General features: G+C 72.4%; 21 protein-coding genes. 12 read left to right on the forward strand and 9 right to left on the reverse strand.

Annotation, left to right across the window (positions count from 1 at the left end):
- Nucleotides 1-41: 41 nt before the first annotated feature.
- Nucleotides 42-2000: an ABC transporter ATP-binding protein gene (locus AB0G35_RS05180; protein ID WP_360943919.1), complete on the reverse strand. Its 1959-nt coding sequence runs from the start codon at nucleotides 1998-2000 to the stop codon at nucleotides 42-44.
- 190 nt (nucleotides 2001-2190) lie between these two features.
- Between AB0G35_RS05180 and AB0G35_RS05185 the strand changes: the two genes are divergently transcribed.
- Together AB0G35_RS05185 and AB0G35_RS05190 are read left to right on the forward strand one after the other, a co-directional pair.
- On the forward strand, nucleotides 2191-2697 hold the full coding sequence (locus AB0G35_RS05185; protein WP_360943922.1) for a DinB family protein: 507 nt from the start codon (nucleotides 2191-2193) through the stop codon (nucleotides 2695-2697).
- Nucleotides 2698-2947: 250 nt separating this feature from the next.
- Nucleotides 2948-3352, forward strand: a complete 405-nt coding sequence (locus AB0G35_RS05190) for an STAS domain-containing protein (protein WP_360943925.1) — start codon at nucleotides 2948-2950, stop codon at nucleotides 3350-3352.
- Nucleotides 3353-3365: 13 nt separating this feature from the next.
- Here AB0G35_RS05190 and AB0G35_RS05195 read toward each other — a convergent pair whose 3' ends face one another.
- From AB0G35_RS05195 to AB0G35_RS05205, 3 genes are all read right to left on the reverse strand, one after another.
- Nucleotides 3366-3854, reverse strand: a complete 489-nt coding sequence (locus AB0G35_RS05195; protein WP_360943928.1) for a glutathione peroxidase — start codon at nucleotides 3852-3854, stop codon at nucleotides 3366-3368.
- Nucleotides 3814-4128, reverse strand: coding sequence for a hypothetical protein (locus AB0G35_RS05200; protein WP_360943931.1), 315 nt, complete (start codon nucleotides 4126-4128; stop codon nucleotides 3814-3816). The genes AB0G35_RS05195 and AB0G35_RS05200 overlap by 41 nt, the downstream gene beginning before the upstream one ends.
- Nucleotides 4129-4322: 194 nt before the next feature.
- On the reverse strand, nucleotides 4323-5957 hold the full coding sequence (locus AB0G35_RS05205; RefSeq protein WP_360943934.1) for an FAD-dependent monooxygenase: 1635 nt from the start codon (nucleotides 5955-5957) through the stop codon (nucleotides 4323-4325).
- A 252-nt stretch (nucleotides 5958-6209) separates the two neighbouring features.
- Between AB0G35_RS05205 and AB0G35_RS05210 the strand changes: the two genes are divergently transcribed.
- The 7 genes from AB0G35_RS05210 (at nucleotide 6210) to AB0G35_RS05240 (ending at nucleotide 11509) form a co-directional block, all read left to right on the forward strand.
- Nucleotides 6210-7328, forward strand: coding sequence for a TcmI family type II polyketide cyclase (locus tag AB0G35_RS05210; protein ID WP_360943937.1), 1119 nt, complete (start codon nucleotides 6210-6212; stop codon nucleotides 7326-7328).
- A 67-nt stretch (nucleotides 7329-7395) separates the two neighbouring features.
- Entirely contained in the window at nucleotides 7396-7830 is a 435-nt protein-coding gene (locus tag AB0G35_RS05215; RefSeq protein ID WP_360943940.1) for a cupin domain-containing protein, read from the forward strand.
- Nucleotides 7827-9095, forward strand: a complete 1269-nt coding sequence (locus tag AB0G35_RS05220) for a beta-ketoacyl-[acyl-carrier-protein] synthase family protein (protein ID WP_360943943.1) — start codon at nucleotides 7827-7829, stop codon at nucleotides 9093-9095. Before AB0G35_RS05215 ends, AB0G35_RS05220 begins: the two co-directional genes overlap by 4 nt.
- Entirely contained in the window at nucleotides 9092-10342 is a 1251-nt protein-coding gene (locus AB0G35_RS05225) for a ketosynthase chain-length factor (protein WP_360943946.1), read from the forward strand. Before AB0G35_RS05220 ends, AB0G35_RS05225 begins: the two co-directional genes overlap by 4 nt.
- 15 nt (nucleotides 10343-10357) lie before the next feature.
- Complete coding sequence (locus AB0G35_RS05230; RefSeq protein WP_360943949.1) at nucleotides 10358-10645, forward strand: acyl carrier protein; 288 nt, start codon at nucleotides 10358-10360, stop codon at nucleotides 10643-10645.
- A 1-nt stretch (nucleotide 10646) separates the two neighbouring features.
- A complete protein-coding gene (locus AB0G35_RS05235; protein ID WP_360943952.1) occupies nucleotides 10647-11120 on the forward strand; it encodes an SRPBCC family protein in 474 nt (157 codons plus the stop codon).
- A gap of 56 nt (nucleotides 11121-11176) precedes the next feature.
- Entirely contained in the window at nucleotides 11177-11509 is a 333-nt protein-coding gene (locus AB0G35_RS05240) for a TcmI family type II polyketide cyclase (protein WP_360943955.1), read from the forward strand.
- 130 nt (nucleotides 11510-11639) lie between these two features.
- Here the strand turns inward: AB0G35_RS05240 and AB0G35_RS05245 are convergent, their stop codons facing one another.
- From AB0G35_RS05245 to AB0G35_RS05255, 3 genes are all read right to left on the reverse strand, one after another.
- Entirely contained in the window at nucleotides 11640-12668 is a 1029-nt protein-coding gene (locus tag AB0G35_RS05245; protein ID WP_360943958.1) for a methyltransferase, read from the reverse strand.
- Nucleotides 12669-12731: 63 nt separating this feature from the next.
- Nucleotides 12732-13796 carry a right-handed parallel beta-helix repeat-containing protein gene (locus AB0G35_RS05250; RefSeq protein WP_360943961.1) on the reverse strand — a complete coding sequence of 355 codons (1065 nt, stop codon included), beginning with the start codon at nucleotides 13794-13796 and terminating at the stop codon, nucleotides 12732-12734.
- A 457-nt stretch (nucleotides 13797-14253) separates the two neighbouring features.
- A complete protein-coding gene (locus AB0G35_RS05255) occupies nucleotides 14254-15054 on the reverse strand; it encodes a TetR/AcrR family transcriptional regulator C-terminal domain-containing protein (RefSeq protein WP_360943964.1) in 801 nt (266 codons plus the stop codon).
- Between the two features lie 82 nt (nucleotides 15055-15136).
- Here AB0G35_RS05255 and AB0G35_RS05260 point away from each other — a divergent pair, with 82 nt between their 5' ends.
- The gene (locus AB0G35_RS05260) at nucleotides 15137-17443 is read left to right on the forward strand and encodes an excinuclease ABC subunit UvrA (RefSeq protein WP_360944586.1); all 2307 of its coding nucleotides are present in this window, start codon (nucleotides 15137-15139) and stop codon (nucleotides 17441-17443) included.
- 48 nt (nucleotides 17444-17491) lie between these two features.
- Here the strand turns inward: AB0G35_RS05260 and AB0G35_RS05265 are convergent, their stop codons facing one another.
- Nucleotides 17492-17866, reverse strand: a complete 375-nt coding sequence (locus AB0G35_RS05265; protein WP_360943967.1) for a VOC family protein — start codon at nucleotides 17864-17866, stop codon at nucleotides 17492-17494.
- A 298-nt stretch (nucleotides 17867-18164) separates the two neighbouring features.
- Here AB0G35_RS05265 and AB0G35_RS05270 point away from each other — a divergent pair, with 298 nt between their 5' ends.
- Nucleotides 18165-18560 carry a hypothetical protein gene (locus AB0G35_RS05270; RefSeq protein ID WP_360943970.1) on the forward strand — a complete coding sequence of 132 codons (396 nt, stop codon included), beginning with the start codon at nucleotides 18165-18167 and terminating at the stop codon, nucleotides 18558-18560.
- On the opposite strand, the gene AB0G35_RS05275 is transcribed toward AB0G35_RS05270, so the two are convergent.
- Nucleotides 18496-19290 carry a CDP-alcohol phosphatidyltransferase family protein gene (locus AB0G35_RS05275; RefSeq protein ID WP_360944589.1) on the reverse strand — a complete coding sequence of 265 codons (795 nt, stop codon included), beginning with the start codon at nucleotides 19288-19290 and terminating at the stop codon, nucleotides 18496-18498. The genes AB0G35_RS05270 and AB0G35_RS05275 overlap by 65 nt on opposite strands.
- A 108-nt stretch (nucleotides 19291-19398) precedes the next feature.
- Here AB0G35_RS05275 and AB0G35_RS05280 point away from each other — a divergent pair, with 108 nt between their 5' ends.
- Nucleotides 19399-20388, forward strand: coding sequence for a zinc-binding alcohol dehydrogenase (locus AB0G35_RS05280; protein ID WP_360943973.1), 990 nt, complete (start codon nucleotides 19399-19401; stop codon nucleotides 20386-20388).
- The last annotated feature ends 35 nt before the right edge of the window (nucleotides 20389-20423 follow it).

A 20423-nucleotide genomic window follows, 5' to 3' on the forward strand; every position in this document is an offset into this window, starting at 1 on the left:
AAGGCCCCCGCCAAGAGGTGGGGGCCTTCCGCATGCCGTGTTCAGTTCACCAGCGCGGGGTCCACCAGGAGGTCGTCGCCGGAGCCGGCGGGCGCGGCCGCGGCGTCCGGGCCCGCGGGCGGCCCGCTGGGCGACGCCGTCGCCTCGGTGAACTGGGTCCGGTACAGCTCCGCGTACCGCCCGTCGGCCGCCAGCAGCGTCTCGTGGGTCCCGCGTTCGACGATCCGGCCGCCCTCGACGACCAGGATCAGGTCGGCGGCGCGTACGGTCGACAGCCGATGGGCGATGACCAGCGCGGTACGTCCCTCCAGGGCCTCACCGAGCGCCTCCTGGACCGCCGCCTCCGAGGTGTTGTCCAGGTGGGCGGTGGCCTCGTCCAGGATCACCACCCGCGGGTGGGCCAGCAGCAGCCGGGCGATGGTCAGCCGCTGCCGTTCGCCGCCGGAGAGGCGGTAGCCGCGTTCGCCGACGACCGTGTCCAGGCGGTCGGGGAGGCCGGCGATCAGCTCCTCCAGGCGGGCCCGGCGCAGCGCGTCCCACAGCTCGTCCTCGGTCGCCTCCGGCTTGGCCAGCAGCAGGTTCTCGCGGATCGAGTCGTGGAAGAGGTGGCCGTCCTGGGTGACCATGCCGAGGGTCTCGCGCAGCGAGGCGGCGGTCAGATCGCGGACGTCCACGCCGGACAGCCGGACCGCGCCGGAGTCCGCGTCGTACAGCCGCGGCAGCAGCTGCGCGACGGTCGACTTGCCGGCGCCCGAGGAGCCGACCAGGGCGACCATCTGGCCGGGTTCGGCGCGGAAGGAGATGCCGTGCAGCACTTCCTCGCCGCCGCGGGTGTCGAGCGTGGCGACCTCCTCCAGGGAGGCCAGCGAGACCTTGTCGGCGGACGGGTAGCCGAAGCGTACGGAGTCGAACTCCACCGACACCGGGCCGTCGGGGACCTCGCGGGCGTCCGGCTTCTCGGCGATCAGCGGCTTCAGGTCCAGCACCTCGAAGACCCGCTCGAAGCTGACCAGGGCGCTCATCACCTCGATGTGGGCGCCGGACAGCGCGGTCAGCGGGGCGTAGAGGCGGGTGAGCAGCAGGGCGAGCGAGACGATCGCACCGGCCTCCAACTGCCCGCGCAGCGCCAGGAAGCCGCCCAGGCCGTAGACGACGGCCAGCGCCAGCGCGGAGACCAGGGTCAGCGCGGTCACGAAGTACGTCTGGACCATGGCCGAGCGGACGCCGATGTCCCGGACCCGGCGGGCGCGGACGGCGAACTCGGCGGACTCGCGGGCCGGGCGGCCCATCAGCTTGACGAGGGTGGCGCCCGGGGCGGAGAACCGCTCGGTCATCTGGGTGCCCATCGCCGCGTTGTGGTCGGCGCCCTCCCGGCGCAGCGCCGCCAGCCGGCGGCCGACCCGGCGGGCGGGCAGGACGAACACCGGCAGCAGGACCAGGGCGATCAGGGTGATCTGCCAGGACAGGGTGAGCATCACGCCGAGCGTGAGGAGCAGCGTGACGATGTTGCTGACGACCCCGGAGAGGGTGTCGCTGAACGCCCGCTGGGCGCCGATCACGTCGTTGTTGAGCCGGCTGACCAGGGCGCCGGTGCGGGTGCGGGTGAAGAAGGCGATCGGCATCCGCTGGACGTGGTCGTAGACGGTGGTGCGCAGGTCCAGGATCAGTCCCTCGCCGATGCTCGCCGACAGCCAGCGGGTCAGCAGTCCCAGGGCCGCCTCGGCGACCGCGATGACGGCGATCAGCCCGGACAGCCCGACCACGAGGGCGGACGAGTCACCGCCGACGATCGCGTCCACCACCCGGCCGGCGAGCAGCGGGGTGGCCACCGCGAGCATCGCGGTCACCGTGCTCAGCACCAGGAACCAGACCAGATGCCGCCGGTGCGGCCGGGCGAACGCCAAGATGCGGCGCAGTGTGCCGCGGGAGAAGCGGTGCCGGCCCTGCTGCGCGGTCATCGTGCTGTGCAGCGAGTGCCAGGCGGTGACTTCCATGTCCATGGTGGCCTCCGGTGTGCCGGGTCGTCACGGGATCGCCGTGCGTGACCGGCGACATGAAAGGAACCTAGGACCTCAACCAATATTGAGGTCAAGCGATTCCCGCAGGATCACCCGCCGGGTCCCGCGGGGGAGCCGGACGGGTGCGGAAAATGACCGGCGGCCCGGCCCGGACCGTGGTTACGGTGCCCCGGTGATGACGACTCAGCCGCGCCCCGACACCGGCCCGCCGGGCACCGACGACGACGAGAAGGCCACCCTGCTCGCCTTCCTGGACTACGTCCGCGAGGCCGTGGCCGCCAAGGCGCAGGGACTCGCGGAACAGGAGGCACGCGCTCCCGGGGTTCCGTCCGGGACCAGCCTGCTCGGGCTGGTCAAGCATCTGACCGCGGCGGAGCGGTACTGGTTCGTCTGGGCCTTCGAGGGCGCCGGGGACGCGCCGCCGGACCTCGGCATGACGGTCGGCGAGGCGGAGAGCGTCAAGGACGTGCTGGCCGGATACCGCGCGGCCGTCCGGCGGTCCAACGAGATCGTCGGGCGCTGCGACGACCTGGGCCGCAGCTGCGTCCGGCCGGCGGGGCAGGCCGGGGCGATCCGGTCGCTGCGCTGGGTGCTGGTGCACATGATCGAGGAGACCGCGCGGCACGCCGGGCACGCCGACATCCTGCGGGAGCAGGCCGACGGGGCGGTCGGCAGGTGACGGCGTGCGTGACGCGGGTACCGGCCGCCGTGCGCCGAGGGGCGACTTTGAGACAACCTCGTGAGGCGGCGTACGCCGGGGAGTTGAGGGGGCGGGACGGCGGGTAAGCCGTAGACAACTCAAGCGCAACGACGCCCCGGAAACGGGCCGACCCGCCCGGATCGCGCCGGGCGCCCCCCACCTCTCTTGTACGTCTCCGCCACGGCGTACGGCCGTTTCCGGCGCCGCGGCACGAAAGTGGGCCGGGCCGATGGACGAACGTCAGTACTACCCGAGAATCGTGGGTACCGGTCGCGCCGCCGACGGTGCGACCGTCTTCGAGCTCCGCGGGGAGCTCGACATCTTCGCCGTGTCGGTGCTCTCCGCCCGGCTCGACGACCTCACCAACGCGCAGGGCGCCGATCTCGTGCTCGACGTGCGCGCGGTGACCTTCATCGACTGCGCCGGACTCTCGCTGCTCAGCCGCGCCCGCTACCGGGCCGGGCAGCGGGGCGGCCGGCTGCGGCTGGCCGGGGTCACCGAGGACGGCAGCGTCGCCCGGCTGCTGCGGATGACCGGGCTGACCGGTCACTTCGCGCTCGTGCCGGACGACGCCCCCGGCCCCGCCGGCGACGGTGCCGGAGCGGCCGAGGGCGCGGACACCGCCGTGGCGTGAGGCCCGCCCGGGCTCAGGCCGGCAGGGCCGCCTCGATCGCGGCGACCAGCTCGGGGGCCTCCGGCTCGGTACGCGGCCGGAAGCGCCCCGCGACCCGGCCCTCGGTGTCGATCAGGAACTTCTCGAAGTTCCACTGCACGTCGCCGGCGTTCCCCTCGGCGTCCGCGGCGGCCGTCAGTTCCGCGTACAGCGGCTGTCGGGCGGTGCCGTTGACGTCGCCCTTCTCGAAGAGCGGGAAGCTCACGCCGTACGTCGTCGAGCAGAACGTGGCGATCTCCTCGGCGGTGCCGGGCTCCTGGCCCGCGAACTGGTTGCTGGGGAAGCCCAGCACGGAGAAGCCCCGGTCGGCATAGCGCCGCTGCAGCCGCTCCAGACCTTCGTACTGCGGGGTCAGCCCGCACTTGGACGCCACGTTGACCACCAGCAGGGCCTTGCCGCGGTGGTCGGCGAGCGAGGCGGGCTCACCGGTCAGGGTGCGCAGCGGGATGTCGTACAGGCTCACGGTCATGCTCCTCTTGACGGTTACGCGGACGGGGACGGCCCTCATCGTTCGCAACAGCGCCGCCCGCCCTGATCTTCCCTGGATCGTCGGTGGGCCAGGAAACCGTCGGGCGCAGGGTGCCGTCCCGCCATTCCTTGAGCAGCTGGTCGAAGATGGGTGTGTCCTCCTCCGGCGGCCGGCGCGCCTGCGGGGCGGGCGGCGGCGGCAGCGACGGGGGCCGGTGCGACAGCGAGATCCGCTGAAAAGGGTGCGAGACGGGCTTCTTGACATCCATGCCCGGACTCAACCGGAAATCGGCGCCCGGGTTGCGGGACGCGGCCGGGGCGGCCCGCAGATGCCCCTGCGGTGGTGACGAGCAGAAGATACGTTCCCGGTGCGAAGGGGTCGGCGGACGCACCGCCGGCCCCTTGGTTCACCTCAGCACCACCGGCCGCAACGCCAGGGGCGTGTCCGGTGGCTCGGCCCGGTTCAGGACCGGCACAGCAGGGCTTCGAAGACCTCCGCGAGCGCCGCCTCGGGATCGGCCACCCGGCCCTCCGCCCGCCACGCCACATAGCCGTCCGGCCGCACCAGCACCGCGCCCTCGGGCGTCGTGCCGTGCTTCTCGGCCCAGTCGGCGCCCTCCTCCGGGGCCAGGTCGTCGTCCGGTTCGGTGCCGATCAGATAGCAGTTCAGGTGCACCCCGAAGCGCTGGACGGCGCCCTTGGCCGCGGTGCGCCACATGTCGCCGTCGGAGCCGGACAGCAGGGTGAACGAGGTCTCGTAGAGGTCGAGGGTGGAGCGGCGGCCCTCCGGGCCGGTCAGCCACATGTGCGGGGCGCGGGTGCCCGGCTCGCCCGTCATCCGCAACTGGTCCGGGACCACCGGCAGTTCGGGATCGGCGCCGACGACCGCACCGCGCGGGTAGCAGTAGCCGAGCGCGACCGTGAGCACCCCGCGCTGCCGCCCGCCGCCGGCCCCGGGCGCCGGTGCGTACCCCGGGTGGCTGTGCTCGGCGGAGCGGGCCGAGGCGCGGGCGCTGGTCTCCCGGGCCACCGGCAGCCGCTCCGTCTCGTACGTCGACAACAGCCCCGGCCCCGCCGCACCGTTCAGGACGGCGGCGATCTTCCAGGCGATGTTGTGGGCGTCCTGGATGCCGGTGTTCGAGCCGAACGCGCCGGTGGGCGACATCTCGTGGGCCGAGTCGCCGGCGAGGAAGACCCGGCCCTCGCCGTACCGCTCGGCGACCCGCTCGGCGGCGTGCCACGGGGCCTTGCCGGTGATCTCCACCGCCATGTCCAGTGCGCCGGTCGCCCGCCGGATGTGGTCGATGCACCGCTCGTCGGTGAAGTCCTCCAGGGTCTCGCCCTGATCGGGGTGCCAGGGCGCGTGGAAGACCCAGTCCCGCTCGTTGTCCACCGGCAGCAGCGCGCCGTCGGCCTCCGGGTTCGTCAGATAGCAGGCGATGAAGCGGCGGTCGCCCACCACCTCCGCCAGCTCGGGGGCCCGGAAGGTGATGCTCACGTTGTGGAACAGGTCGCCCGGGCCGGTCTGTCCGATGCCCAGCCGTTCGCGTACCGGACTGCGGGGACCGTCGGCCGCGATGAGGTAGTCCGCGCGCACGGTGCTCCGCTCGCCGGTCTCCCGGCTCGAAAGCGTGGCGGTCACCCCGTCCGCGTCCTGCTCGAAGGAGACCAGCTCGGTGGAGAAGCGCAGGTCGCCGCCGTGCTCGCGGGCGCACCGCACCAGGACCGGTTCGAGGTCGTTCTGGCTGCACAGACACCACGCGGACGGGCTGATCCGGGCCAGCCCGCCGCCCGGGTCGATCTCCTTGAACAGCCATTCCTGTTCGTCACCGGTCAGTGAAGGCGCCTGCAGGATCCCGTGGTTGCCGGCCAGCGTCGAGGCCGCCGCGCGGATCGGCTCCTCGGCCCCGGCCACCCGGAACAGCTCCATCGTGCGGACGTTGTTGCCGCGGCCGCGGGGGTGATGGGAGGTGTCCGGGTGCTTCTCGACCAACAGGTGCCGTACACCCAGCCGTCCCAGGAACAGTGAGGCGGACAGGCCCACCAGGGACCCGCCCACGACCAGTACCGGGACCTGTTCTCGGGGGGTGGGATTCATGGCGTGCTCCAGCTCCAAGGCGCATTGAGGGCAGATGGAGCACGAATGCCCGGCCGCGGGCCTGTTCGATCACGGTTCACCTGCATGGCTCACAGATCTCGCGCCGCCCGTACGTCCCGGCCACGATCGAATCCGGGACACCCCCCGGACACCGGGGCGGGCAGCCCCACCATCCGGCTCAGTCACCCGGATCGCACCGGAACTGACGACGCACCACAGGAGCCCTCGGGCACCGAAGGAGATGCGTAGACGATGACCACGCTGTCGGAACGAATATCCCAGTCAGCCTTCGACGGCTCCCGGCTCAGGGTCGTACTGCTCCTGGACCTCCACGACGGAGCCCAGCAGCAGTTCCTGGAAGCCTACGAGCACCTGCGCAACCAGGTCGCGTCCGTTCCCGGGCACCTCACCGACCAGCTGTGCCAGTCCATCGAGAACCCCTCGCAGTGGCTGATCACCAGCGAATGGGAGAGCGCACCCCCCTTCCTCGCCTGGGTCAACAGCGAGGAGCATGTCAAGATGGTCCAGCCGCTGCACGCCTGCGTCCGCGACACCCGCTCGCTGCGCTTCAGCGTCCTGCGCGAGACCTCCAACATCGCCGCCCGGGCCCCCGAGCCCCCCAAGGGCCGGCTGCAGGCCAACCCCCGTGTCGGCGACGGCGTGGTGCGCCATGCGCTGACCTTCACCGTCAAGCCCGGCAGCGAGGACAAGGTCGCCGAGATCCTGGCCGGCTACGACTCGCCGGAGGCCCGGGTCGACGACACCACCCGGCTGCGCCGCACCTCCCTGTTCATGCACGGCAACCGCGTGGTCCGGGCGGTCGAGGTCCAGGGCGACCTGGTCGCGGCGCTGCGCCACGTCTCCCAGCAGCCCGAGGTCCGGGCCGTCGAGGAGGCCATCAACCCCTACCTGGAGCAGGACCGCGACCTCAGCGATCCGAACTCCGCCCGGGTGTTCTTCACCCGCGCCGCCCTGCCCGCCGTGCACCACGTCGCCTCCGGCAGCGCGCGGCCCGAGGACGTACGGCGCCACGCGCTGTTCTACCCCGCCAAGGAAGGCTGCGGCATGGCGCTGGCCAGGATGCTCGCCCGCCAGGACGAGCTGGCCGCCGACGACCCGGACTGCCCCGTCGCCGGCAGCACCATCTTCCAGCGCGACGACGTCGTCGTCCGGCTCATCGACATGCGGATCCCGCTCGACCGCGATCCGCTGCTGTCGCTCGGCATCCGCGGTCCGCGCAAGACGGCCGTGCTGCGCCGTCTGCTCGACACCGAAGTGGCCGGCGGTCTGTCCAACGACCGCGAGCTCGCACGCTTCCTCGCGCGCTGCGACATGGCCCTGATCACCGACCGCCGGTCCGCGGGCGCCTGACACCGCCCGCCCGCCGCAGGTCCCACCCATCCCACCGCCGGCTTCACGCAGCCCCTGGAGGAAAGCCATGACCACGCACCGCCCACGCATCGTGGACCTCAGCGAGACCCAGCCCAACCGCCGGCGCGGAGGTGATCTGCGCGCCATGCTGACACCCAGCGCGGTGGGCGCCACGAGCGGCTTCATGGGCATGGCCCTCGTCCAGCCCGGCGAACGCATCGGCGAGCACTACCACCCGTACTCCGAGGAATTCGTGTACGTCGTGCAGGGCGCGCTCGAAGTGGACCTCGACGGGGAGCCGCACCCGCTGCGCCCGGACCAGGGCCTGCTGATCCCGCCCTACATGCGGCACCGGTTCCGCAACGTCGGGGACGTCGAGGCCCGGATGGTCTTCCACCTCGGTCCGCTGGCGCCCCGCCCCGAGCTGGGCCACGTCGATACCGAGGGCACCGAGGAGGGCACCCCCGCGGCCCCGCCCGAACGCACGGAGCCGGTGTCATGAGTCGCCGCGTGGCGGTCACCGGAGTCGGGATCGTCGCGCCCGGCGGGGTGGGAGTGCCCGCCTTCTGGGACCTGCTGTCCGCCGGCCGTACGGCGACCCGTGGCATCACCCTCTTCAACCCGGAGGGGTTCCGCTCGCGCATCGCCGCCGAATGCGACTTCGACCCCGCGGCGCACGGCCTGAGCGCGGAGCAGGTCGCCCGCTCGGACCGGTACGTCCAGTTCGCCATGGTCGCCGCGGACGAGGCGCTGCGCGACGCCGGCCTGGACCCCGAACGGGAGGACCCCTGGCGCATCGGGGTCTCCCTGGGCACCGCGGTCGGCGGCACCACCCGCCTCGAACACGACTACGTCGCCGTCAGCGACCGCGGCAAGCGCTGGGACGTCGACCACCGGCCGGCCGGCCGCTACCTGGAGCGGGCCTTCTCGCCCAGTTCGCTGGCCTCCGCGGTGGCCGAACAGGTCGGCGCGCACGGCCCGGTGCAGACCGTCTCCACGGGCTGCACCTCCGGTCTCGACGCCATCGGCTACGCCTTCCACTCCATCGAGGAGGGCAAGGTCGACGTCTGCATCGCCGGCGCGTCGGACTCGCCGATCTCCCCGATCACCGTGGCCTGCTTCGACGCGATCAAGGCGACCTCCGCCAACAACGACGACCCCGCCCACGCCTCCCGTCCGTTCGACGCCCACCGCGACGGTTTCGTCATGGGCGAGGGCGGCGCCGTGCTCGTCCTGGAGGAGCTGGAGCACGCCCGGGCCCGCGGTGCGACCGTGCACTGCGAGATCCGCGGCTACGCCACCTTCGGCAACGCGTACCACATGACCGGTCTGACCCAGGAGGGCCTGGAGATGGCCGAGGCGATCAACCGCGCGCTCGACCACGCCAGGATCGACGCCACCCAGGTCGACTACGTCAACGCGCACGGCTCGGGCACCCAGCAGAACGACCGGCACGAGACCGCCGCGGTCAAGCGGTCGCTGGGCGCACACGCCCACAAGGTGCCGATGAGTTCCATCAAATCCATGGTGGGCCACTCGCTGGGCGCGATCGGCGCCATCGAGATCGTCGCCTGCGTGCTGGCACTGACCCACCAGGTCGTGCCGCCGACGGCCAACTACGAGACTCCGGACCCGGAGTGCGACCTGGACTACGTGCCGAAAACGGCGCGGGCACTGCCGCTGCGTTCGGTGCTCTCGGTCGGCAGCGGCTTCGGCGGATTCCAGTCAGCGGTGGTACTGACCCGACAGGGTGGGAGGGCAACATGAGCTCCCCGAAGGAACGACGCTCCGTCGTCACCGGCATGGGTGTGATCGCCCCCAACGGGGTGAGCACCGACGCCTTCTGGAAGGCGACCAAGGAAGGCATCAGCGTCCTCGACCGGGTGACCCGGGAGGGCTGCGAGCACCTGCCGCTCAAGGTCGCCGGTGAGGTACGCGGTTTCGAGCCGGCCGACCTGATCGAGGAGCGCTACCTCGTCCAGACCGACCGGTTCACCCACTTCGCCATGGCGGCGGCCAACCTCGCGCTGGACGACGCCCGCCTCGGCCGCGCCGACTACGCCGACTCGCCGTTCGCGGTCGGCGTGGTCACGGCCGCCGGATCCGGCGGCGGCGAGTTCGGCCAGCGGGAGCTGCAACGGCTCTGGGGCCAGGGCTCCAGATACGTCGGCCCCTACCAGTCGATCGCCTGGTTCTACGCCGCCAGCACCGGACAGATCTCCATCCGCGGTGGCTTCAAGGGCCCCTGCGGCGTCGTGGCCAGCGACGAGGCGGGCGGCCTGGACGCCCTGGCGCACGCCTGCCGCACCGTGCGGCGCGGCACCGACGCGGTCGTCGTGGGCGCCGCCGAGGCACCGCTGGCCCCCTACTCGGTCGTCTGCCAGCTCGGCTACGACGACCTGAGCACGCTCGACGACCCGGTCCGCGCCTACCGTCCGTTCACCGACGGGGCCTGCGGATTCGTGCCCGCCGAAGGCGGCGCGATGCTGGTCGTCGAGGAGGCGACGGCGGCCGAGGGCCGCGGCGCACCCGTCCGGGCCGAACTGGCCGGGCACGCCGCGACCTTCACCGGCGCCTCCCGGTGGGAGGAGTCCCGAGCCGGACTCGCCCACGCCATCCGCGGCGCGCTGGAGGACGCGCGGTGCGCCCCGGACGAGATCGACGTGGTGTTCGCGGACGCGCTGGGCGTCCCCTCAGCCGACCGGGCCGAGGCGCTGGCCCTCGCGGACGCCCTGGGCCGGCAGGCCGCCCAGGTCCCGGTGACCGCGCCCAAGACCGGCACCGGGCGGGCGTACTGCGGTGCCCCCGTCCTGGACATCGCGGCCGCGGTGCTCGCCATGGAACACGGTGTGGTGCCGCCCACCCCCAACGTCGTCGACGTGTGCCACGACCTTGACGTCGTGACCGGCCGGGCCCGCCCCGCCGAACTGCGAACGGCGCTGGTGCTGAGCCGGGGACTGATGGGCTCGAACGCGGCCATGGTGCTGCGGCAGGGCCCGCCGTCCCCCTCGTGAGAAGGAGAACCGCACATGACTGCTCAACTGACTCTCGACGAGCTGGCAGCGCTGATGAAGTCCGCCGCCGGCCTCACCGTCGACCCGAAGGACCTGGCGAACCGGGCCGACTCGACCTTCGCCGAGTTCGGTCTCGACTCGCTGGGCCTCCTGGGCATCGTGGGCGAGCTGGAGAACCGGCGCGGCCGGCCGATGCCGACCGACGCCGAGCGCTGCAAGACGCCGCGCGACTTCCTCGCCCTCGTCAACACCCCCGGCAAAGCCCCCTCCGAAGCCGAAAAAGTGCCTACGACAGGAGCCTGACATGCCCGGCCACACCGAGAACGACATCACCATCGCCGCGCCCCTCGACCTCGTCTGGGACATCACCAACGACATCGAGAACTGGCCGCAGCTGTTCAGCGAGTACGCCGCGGTCGAGGTGCTCTCCCGCGAGGGCGACAAGACGACCTTCCGGCTGACCATGCACCCGGACGACAACGGCACCGTCTGGAGCTGGGTCTCCGAGCGGGTCGTCGACCGCGCCCACCGCACCGTCCGTGCCCGCCGGGTCGAGACCGGCCCGTTCCAGCACATGGACATCCACTGGAAGTACGCCGAGATCCCGGGCGGCACCTCGATGCACTGGACCCAGGACTTCGCGATGAAGCCGGACGCCCCGGTCGACGACAAGGGCATGACCGAGCTCATCAACCGCAACTCCCGGATCCAGATGGAGCTCATCCGGGACAAGATCGAGCAGCGGGACCGTGAGCTGCGGTCCGCCGCCGTCAGCTGACGGCCCGCCGGGCCGCGTCCGGACCGCCACCCGGCGGCAACGAAGGGATCTTCCCGATGCATCACGCTCTGATCGTCGCCCGTATGAAACCCGGTTCGGCGCCGGACATCGCGGAGGTCTTCCGCGAGTCCGACCGTACGGAACTGCCGCACCTGGTCGGCGTCTCGCGGCGGACCCTGTTCCAGTTCGGTGACGTGTACCTGCACCTCATCGAATCCGACCGGCCGCCCGGCCCGGAGATCGCCAAGGTCACCGGGCACCCCGAGTTCCGCGCGGTGAGCGAGAAGCTGTCCGCCTTCGTCAGTGCCTACGACCCGGAGACCTGGCGGAGCCCCAAGGACGCGATGGCCCAGCAGTTCTACCGCTGGGAGCGCGACGGCAGCGGCTGACGCGCAGGCGGAGCCGAGGCGATCCCTGGGCTCCGGCCACCGCCCGGGAACAGGCACGGCCGCCCGGCGGGGAGCGAACTCCCCGCCGGGCGGCCGGCCGTTCGCGGGCGGCATCACGACGGCGGGTTCCTCATGCCGGGACGGTGCACTCGAAGGCGTGCAGATACGGGTTGACGACCAGCACGTCGTGCACCTCCAGCCCGGCGTCCGAGATCCGGCGGACCATGCTGTCCTTGGTGTGCTTGGCGCCGCCCACGTTCAGCAGGAGCAGCAGGTCCATGGCGGTGGTGAACTTCATCGACGGGCTGTCGTCGACGAGGTTCTCGATGACCACCACCCGGGCACCCGGCCGGGCCGCCGCCTTGACGTTGTGCAGCGTCCGGCGGGTGGAGTCGTCGTCCCACTCCAGGATGTTCTTGATGATGTAGACGTCGGCCCGGACCGGGATCTCCTCCCGGCAGTCGCCGGGCACCAGCCGCACCCGCGGGGCGAGCGGGCCGCCCGGGCGCAGCCGGGGGTCCGGGTTCGCCACGACCGTGGGCAGGTCGAGCAGGGTGCCCTCCAGGGAGGGGTGCTTCTCCAGCAGGCTGGCGAGGACGTGTCCCTGCCCGCCGCCGATGTCCGCCACCGACTGCGCCTTCGACAGGTCGAGCAGCCGGGCGACGTCCTCGGCCGACTGCTTGCTGGAGGTGGTCATGGCCCGGTCGAAGACCCGGGCGGACTCCGCGGCGTCCTGGTGCAGGTACTCGAAGAAGCTCTTGCCGTACAGGTCGTCGAAGACGTTGCGCCCGGAGCGCACCGCCTCGTCCAGCCGCGGCCACGCCTCCCAGGTCCACGGCTCGGTGCACCACAAGGAGATGTAGCGCAGGCTGTTCGGGGTGTCCTCACGCAGCATCCGGGACATGTCGGTGTGGACGTACTTCCCGTCGTCGGTCTCGGCGAAGATCCCGTAACAGGACAGGGTGCGCAACAGCCGTTCCAGCGGCCGCGGTTCGGCCTTCACCTCGGCGGCCAGCTCCTCGGCGGAGGCCGGCCGGTCACCGAGCGCGTCGGCGACGCCGAGTCGCGCCGCCGCCCGTACCGCCGCCGCGCACGCGGCGCCGAAGATCAGCTCCCGCAGCCGCATGGCCGGCTGGGGCGTGGGACTTACGGTGGACATTGGAGCCTCAATTCTCCCGTGGTAGGTGAGCGCACCCGTGGCACCGGGCGACCCGGTGGGCCGTCAGCACAGCCCGGCCGGCTTCGAGGTCCGGCAGACGTTGCGGACGAACCGGTTGCCCCGGCCCTTGGTGTCCCGGTTGACCAGGTCGGCCGGCTTGTTGCGCAGCACGATGTTGTCGACGACGGTGTTGTGCTCGTTGAGCGCGCCCACGAAGCTGTGGAAGAGCACGACGCCGCCGGAGAGCGGCGACTTGCCCCGGTTGTCGCGGACCAGGTTGTGCCGCACCAGTGCCCGTTCGGTGCCGGTGAGCACGATGCCCGAGCCCTGGAGGAACGGCAGCCGCTTGGTGGCGGCGCAGTACTTGTTGTTCCGGGAGACGTCGTTGTCCCGCACGGTCAGCGCGCCCGCCCGGGGGCGCGACTCGTCGCCGACGATGAAGACCCCGCTGCAGTTGTCGGTGATGGTGTTGTGGCCGACCGTCAGGTTCCTGACCCGGCGGATGGTGACGCCGATCCGGTTGTGGGAGAGCCGGTTCTCGGTGATCGACGCGCCCCGGGTGTCGGTGGCGCCGCCCTCTTCCTTGACGGTGTTCGCCAGGAAGATGCCGGAGTCACCGTTGCCGGTGACGAAGTTGTCGCGGATCACGCCGCGGGTGGACTTCTCCTGCGCGATGCCCCAGACCCCGTTCTTCCGGGACGTCACCTCGTGCACGGACATCCGGTCGGTGCCGGAGGCCCAGATGCCGTTCTTCTTGAAGCCGGTGACGGTCAGCGCGCGGATGCCGACCTCCCGGAGCGGACGGTGCCGCGAGCCGAGCACGCAGATGCCGTTGCCCTCCTCGCCGCAGCGGTTGTTCGCCGCCCGCTTCGCCGGCGGGCGGATCACCGTCTTCTTGCCGGCCCCGACGAGGCGCAGCCGCGACGTGGTGATCAGCACGCTCTCGCGGTAGACCCCGGGCCGCAGGACGACGGTGTCACCCGGCCGGGCCGCGTCCACCGCCTGCTGGATCGATTCGCCCGGGCGGACCACATGCCGTCCCGGAGCATCGGTGGGAGGGGCCGCGCCCAGTCCGCCGGCCATCACCGCGGCGACGCAGCCCAGGAGTGTCATCTGTTGTAGCGCCATGAGGCGAAGCTATGGGCGATCAACCCCGCTCGCCATTCGTGGTGAGCCGATGACGGGGGAGGGCGCGCCCGCCGGCGTCCGACACGCCGTCAGGTCGGCTGGCAGGCCGCCCGTCCGACCGCGCATCAGGGCCGGTCAGCGGGGTTCTCCGGGGGCTCGTCGCGGCTTTGCCGGCCGGTCGGCGGATCGACCGGCCGGCACTCACCTGACCGGGTATCGGATGCCCCGTCCGAACGGTCCCCGGGCTGCGCATCCGACGGGGGGTCAGCCGGGCCGTCCGGCCACACCTCGGTCAGGAACGCCGTGAGGCTGGCCGGCAGGAACCACGGTCGGACGCGGAAGACGGTCATGGCAGACCAACGCGCGGGGCCCGGCCGACGACACCGGCAACCGGCAGGACGCCCCCTTCATCACCCCAACGGCCCTCGGCGGCGGGGCCGGTGCGGCCGGTCCCGGCTCAGCGGGCGCGCCGGACCGCCGCCTCGATCCCGTCCAGGACGACCGCGAGCCCGCCCTCGAAGGTCGCCCGCGCCTCGCGTTCCAGATACGGCACCGCGTCGTCGGTGACCGGTGCCGCGCCCTCGGTCTCCAGCCGGACCAGCAGCGGGAAGCGCTCGGCGAAGTCGGGCACCACCTCCTCCAGCATCCCGGACCGGGCCAGCCACCAGTCCTCGTCGGACACCCCGGTCGAGGCCGCGGCCGCCCGGGACTCGGCGACGGTCTGCGCGGCTCCGCGCACGACGTGCACCAGCGTCCCGACCACCGGCCGCAGCACCGCGGAGTCCAGTTCCGTGGCGTACAGCAGCCGGAGCAGCGTCTCCAGGGCGCGGTACTCGTGCGGGCCGAGCACCGGGCGGGCCTGGGAGACCTGCAGCACCCAGGGGTGGCGCAGATAGAACTCCCAGGTGTCCTCGGCCCAGGACGTCACCGCGGCCCGCCAGCCCGCCGTCAGGTCGTACTCCCGTGGCAGCTCGGCCAGCACCTGGTCGTACATCAGGTCCACCAGCTCGCCCTTGCCCGGGACGTAGGTGTACAGCGCCATGGCGGTGCGCCCCAGCCGCTCGCCGACCGCGCGCATGGACAGGGCCGCCATGCCTTCCGCGTCGGCGACCGCGATCCCCGCCCGGACGATCGCCGCCACGCTCAGGGCCGGCTTGGGGCCCGGCCACTGCCGTGCGCGCGCTCCGTCGGGGCGCTCGTCGCGCCACAGCAGAGCCATCGACCGACGGGGGTCGCCCTGGCCGGCGAATACCACCACTTGCCGTCTCCTTACGCCATAAAGTAACGTCGCCCAGCGAACTCTTTACGGTGTAAGGATATCAGGAGGGGTGGCGGCTGACATGGGGGCCGAGCAGGTGGGAAAGCCGGAAAGCGGGACCGGGTACGCGGCGGACGGCCATGAGGTGATCGAGGTGCGCGGCGCCCGGGAGAACAATCTCGCCGACCTCTCCGTGGACATCCCCAAACGCCGTCTCACGGTCTTCACCGGAGTCTCCGGATCCGGGAAGTCCTCCCTGGTCTTCGGCACCGTCGCGGCCGAGTCCCAGCGGCTGATCAACGAGACCTACACGGCCTTCGTGCAGTCCTTCATGCCGGCCCGCAGCCGGCCCGACGTGGACGCCCTGCGCAATCTGAGCGCGGCCATCGTCGTCGACCAGGAACGCATGGGCGCCAACGCGCGCTCCACGGTCGGCACCGCCACCGACGCCCACACCATGCTGCGCATCATCTTCAGCCGCCTGGGCACCCCGCACGCCGGCACCTCCACCGCGTTCAGCTTCAACAGCGCCGAGGGCATGTGCCCCGAATGCGAGGGGCTCGGGCGGGTCTCCACCATCGACCTCGACCAGCTCGTGGACACCTCGCGCTCGCTCAACGAGGGCGCGATCAGCGCCCCCGGATTCACCGTCGGCTCGTGGTACTGGCAGACCCTCGCGCACTCCGGATTCTTCGACCCGGATGTGAAACTCGCGGATTTCACGCCCGCGCAGTGGGACGATTTCCTGCACAAACCCGCGACCAAAATCAAGCGCGGCACCTCGAACATCACCTATGAAGGACTGCTGACCCGGGTCCGGCGGACGTATCTCGCCAAGGACCGGGAATCCCTGCAGCCGCACATCCGGGCCTTCGTCGACCGCGCGGTGACCTTCACCGCCTGCGGTGCCTGCGGCGGCGCCCGCCTCAACCCCGCGGCCCTCGCCTCCCGCATCGCCGGCCGCAACATCGCCGAATGCTCCGCCCTCCAGATCAGCGATCTGGTGGAATTCGTCCGCGGCATCGACGACCCGTCGGTGGCCCCGCTGGTCGCCACCCTCCGCGAGACCCTGGAATCCCTCGTCGAGATCGGCCTCGGCTATCTCAGCCTGGACCGGGAATCCGGCACCCTCTCCGGCGGCGAGGCCCAGCGGGTGAAGATGGTCCGCCACCTCGGCTCCAGCCTGACCGACGTCACCTACGTCTTCGACGAACCCACCGTCGGCCTGCACCCGCACGACATCCAGCGGATGAACGAACTGCTGCTGCGCCTGCGCGACAAGGGCAACACCGTCCTCGTCGTCGAGCACAAACCCGAGACCATCGCGGTCGCCGACCACGTCGTCGACCTCGGCCCGGGCGCCGGACCGGCCGGCGGACGGCTCTGCTACACCGGTGACGTCCCCGGCCTGCGGGCCTCCGGCACCCTCACCGGCCGCCATCTCGACCACCGCGCCCCGCTGCGCGAGCAGGTCCGGCGGCCCACCGGCCACCTCGCCATCACCGGCGCGACCACCCACAACCTCAAGAACGTCAGCGTCGACCTGCCGCTCGGCGTGCTCACCGTCGTCACCGGCGTGGCCGGCTCGGGCAAGAGCTCCCTCATCCACGGCTCACTCGGCGGACGGGACGGCGTCATCACCGCCGACCAGTCCCCGATCCGCGGCTCCCGGCGCTCCAACCCGGCCACCTACACCGGACTGCTCGGCCCGGTACGCACCGCCTTCGCCCGGGCCAACGGCGTCGGTCCCGGACTGTTCAGCGCGAACTCCGAAGGCGCCTGCCCCACCTGCAAGGGCATCGGCCTGGTCTACACCGACCTGGCGATGATGGCCGGCGTGGCCTCGGTCTGCGAGGAGTGCGAGGGCCGGCGGTTCACACCCAAGGTGCTCACCTACACCCTGCGCGGCAAGAACATCAGCGAGGTGCTCGCGATGTCGGTCGCCGAGGCCCGGGAGTTCTTCCCCACCGGGCAGGCCCGCACCGTCCTCGACCGGCTCGCCGACGTCGGCCTGGCCTACCTCGGCCTCGGCCAGCCGCTCACCACCCTCTCCGGCGGCGAACGGCAGCGGCTCAAACTCGCCCTCCACATGGCCGCGAAGGGCGCGGTCTACGTCCTCGACGAGCCCACCACCGGACTGCACCCGGCCGACGTGGACCAGCTGCTGGGCCTGCTCGACCGGCTCGTCGACGACGGCAACACCGTCCTCGTCATCGAACACCATCAGGCCGTCATGGCGCACGCCGACTGGATCGTCGACCTCGGCCCCGGCGCCGGCCACGACGGCGGCCGCATCGTCTTCGAAGGTACCCCCGCCGACCTCGTCGCCACCGGCGACTCCCTGACGGCCCGTCACCTGCGGACCTACCTCGGCCGGTCCGCCGGATAGGCCGGTGGACGCCGTCTCGGCCCGCGCGCGAGGGTGTTGACCGCCGCCTCAGCCCGCGCGCTCCGCCGCGCTGCGCTCCACACAGAACTCGTTGCCCTCAAGGTCGGCCATCGTCGCCCACCCCGTCCCGTCGGGCCGGCGGTGGTCGGCCACCAGGGTCGCGCCCAGCGCCAGCAGCCGCTCGACCTCCTCGTCCCGGCCGCGGTCCTGCGGCTGCAGATCCAGATGCAGCCGGTTCTTCCCGGCCTTGGCCTCGGGCACCGCGACGAACAGCAGCGCACCGGCCGCGGCGCTGACCGTGGCCTCCGGGTCGCCCGGGACGTCGTCCTCGGCCAGTGAACCGCCCAGCACCGCGGCCCAGAAGGTCGCCAGCCGGTGGGCATCGGTGCAGTCGACGGTGATGTGCCGTATCAGTGAGGTCATGCGCGTCACTATCGGCGGACGCGCCGGGGCTGTCCACCCGGTTCCGTGCCGGGGGGACCCGGTTTGTCCGGCCCACCCATTCAGCTCGGGCACCCCCGTCGTCTACAGTTGCAGAAATCCGCAATTCAACAGATGACGCGACGGCCGTGCGGCCTGAACGCGGAGGACCATGCGTGGGCGGTTTCGCCGAGTGGGTACGGGCACACCAGACGCGCGGTGCGGGCCGGGCGCGGACCCGGGAAGGGGCGCGGACGTGAGCGGCGCCCGGTCACACCACGCCGGGACCGGGTGAGCGCGGATGTCCGGCGCAGCTCGGCGCAAGGGACCGCCGCCCTGGCGGGCGGTCCGCTCCCGCACCTGCATACCGGCGCCCCCCGGCCCGGGTGCCGGCCGCCCCTGCCGCGGGCGCCCGCCGGCCCGGGGGCCGTTGCGCCGCCCCCGCGGACACGGCCGCGGCTGCCCCGAACCGACCCTCCGTCACCACGCCTCCCCGCGCTGCGGCGTCCGGCGGCCGGGCAACACCGCGCTCCGCCCGGGCCTCCAGCTGGCCCGGCTGCCCGGCGCCGTACTGGTCACCCACCGGCCGCCGCGCACCGGCCCGTTGCGCCGGGTCCTGCTCTCCATCCTCGTCACGAACCTGTTGCTGCTCTTCCTCGCACTGGTCGTCTATCTGGGACGGCACGCGGGCACGTAGGGGCGGCTCCCCGCGCACCCGGCCGGACCCGCCACAGCCACCTGACGTCCCGTCCGAACGACCACACCAGCAGCGCCAGCGCCCCGGCCACCGCGACGCCGTCCACCGTCCGCGGCACGATCCCGGCACCGGCCACCACCAGCACGATGCCCTGCAGCGCCGCCACCGTCTTCCGGGCCGTGCTGGGCGGCAGTTCACCGCGCAGCCACGGCCAGGCCCAGGACGCCGCGACGAACGCGTACCGCATCAGACCGATCGCCAGGACCCAGACGCCCAGCGGCATCGCGACGTACACGGACAGCACCAGGATCAGGAACGCATCGACCTCCATGTCGAAGCGCGCCCCCAGCCGCGTCGCCGTGCCGGTGCGCCGGGCCACCTGGCCGTCCACGGCGTCCAGGATCAGCGCCACCGTGGCCAGTGCGGTCAGCACCGCCACCGGGGCCCGGTGGTCGAAGGAGTCCGCGACCAGCGCGGTCACCCCGCCCACCAGGATCGTCCGGGCCAGCGTGACGCGGTTCGCCGGCCCGAACGGACCGGTCCACGACCGGCGCAGCGCCAGCGTGAGCACCGCCCAGGTCACCACCGCGAACACCGAACCCGTCAGCCACCCCGCGGTACCCAGCCCGGCCACCCGGCACAGCGCCTCCAGCACCAGCAGCTGCACGCCCATGCCCGCCGTGGTGTCCGGGGCCAAGGCTCTTGTGTCGTAGTGCTCTTGTACGGCCACCATGCCTCCTCAAGACCTGTGGCGGAGTCGGGGGCCGCCGCGTAGGGTGACGGCGTCCTTGATCCCCAGCATCGAGGACTCCTCGCCGTAGCGTCCAGGAGGATTCCGTTGTCGCGCGCCGCTTGTGCCTTTTGGACAAACGCCCCAGGGCAGGGCGGGATCCGGCCGGCGGAGCTGCCCGCGCCCGGCCCCGACGAGGTGCTGGTGCGCACCCTCTGGTCCGGTGTGAGCCGCGGCACCGAGACCCTGGTCTTCCACGGCGGGGTGCCCGAGAGCCAGCACACGGCGATGCGGGCGCCCTACCAGGAGGGCGACTTCCCCGGGCCGGTCAAATACGGCTACCTCAACGTCGGTGTCGTCGAGGAGGGACCCCCCGCGCTACGCGGCCGTACGGTCTTCTGCCTGTACCCGCACCAGACGCACTACGTCGTCCCGGCCCGCGCCGTCACCCCCGTACCGGACACCGTGCCCGCCGCCCGCGCCGTCCTCGCGGGCACCGTCGAGACCGCGGTCAACGCCCTCTGGGACGCCGGGCCGCTGATCGGCGACCGGATCGCGGTGATCGGCGGCGGCATGGTCGGGTGCAGTGTGGCCGCCCTCCTCGCCCGATATCCGGCGGTACGGGTGCAATTGGTGGACGCCGATCCCGGCCGCGCCGCCACCGCCGAGGCGCTCGGCGTGGACTTCGCGCTGCCCGCCGACGCCCGGGGCGACTGCGACCTCGTGGTGCACGCCAGCGCCACCGAGGAAGGGCTGGCCCGGGCCCTCGAACTGCTCGCGCCGGAAGGCACCGTCCTGGAGCTGAGCTGGTACGGCGACCGGCGGGTCAGCCTGCCGCTGGGTGAGGCGTTCCACTCCCGCCGGCTGGTCGTGCGCAGCAGCCAGGTCGGCACCGTCTCCCCGGCCCGGGGAGCCCGCCGCAGTTACGCGGACCGGATGGCGCTGGCCCTCGAACTCCTCGCCGATCCCGCCTTCGATGCACTGATCACCGGCGAATCCGCCTTCGAGGAGCTGCCGCAGCTGCTGCCCCGGCTCGCCTCCGGCGACCTCCCGGCGCTCTGCCACCGCATCCGGTACGCGCCGCCGGACGGCCGGTAGGCGCCGCGCCCGGCCCCGGATCCGCCCCTCACCAC

This window comes from Streptomyces sp. NPDC021749, assembly GCF_040640655.1.
Lineage (GTDB): Bacteria > Actinomycetota > Actinomycetes > Streptomycetales > Streptomycetaceae > Streptomyces.